This window comes from Pseudomonas sp. OA65, assembly GCF_017498305.1.
Lineage (GTDB): Bacteria > Pseudomonadota > Gammaproteobacteria > Pseudomonadales > Pseudomonadaceae > Aquipseudomonas > Aquipseudomonas zanjanensis.
In genome coordinates this window covers 1-408 of the sequence record NZ_JAGDEZ010000125.1, presented here as the reverse complement: position 1 = coordinate 408, position 408 = coordinate 1, and the positions used below count along the sequence as shown (strand labels likewise).

The 408-nt window shown below is 68.1% G+C and carries 1 protein-coding gene; it reads right to left on the bottom strand.

Annotation, left to right across the window (positions count from 1 at the left end; all coding sequences use genetic code 11):
* A partial coding sequence (locus J3361_RS29360) for a condensation domain-containing protein (protein WP_243459082.1) occupies positions 1-408 on the bottom strand: 408 nt, incomplete at both ends.

Below are 408 nucleotides of genomic sequence, written 5' to 3'. Positions count from 1 at the left end.
CTGGCTGAACGCGGCGTAGAGGGCGTTGAACTCGCCGATCAACACCGCCACCGACCAACCGTCGGAGACGATGTGGTGCTGGGTCACCAGCAGGATGTGCTCGTCTTCGGCCAGGCACAGCAGGCGTCCGCGAATCAGCGGGCCTTGGCTGAGGTCGAAGGCATCCCGGGCTTCTGCCTGGGTCAGTTGCGTCACGGCGGCTTGGCGGGCATCGGCGTCCAGGGTTTGCAGGTCGTGCTCCTGCAAGGCGAAGCCGATGTCGGCGGCGGCGAAGCGCTGGCGGACTTCGCCGTCACGGCGTTCGAAGGTGGTGCGCAGGCTTTCGTGACGGGCGACGATGCGGTCCAGGGCCCGTTGCAGGGCGTTGCGATCCAGGTTGCCGCGCAGGTGCAGCGCGGCGGGCATGTG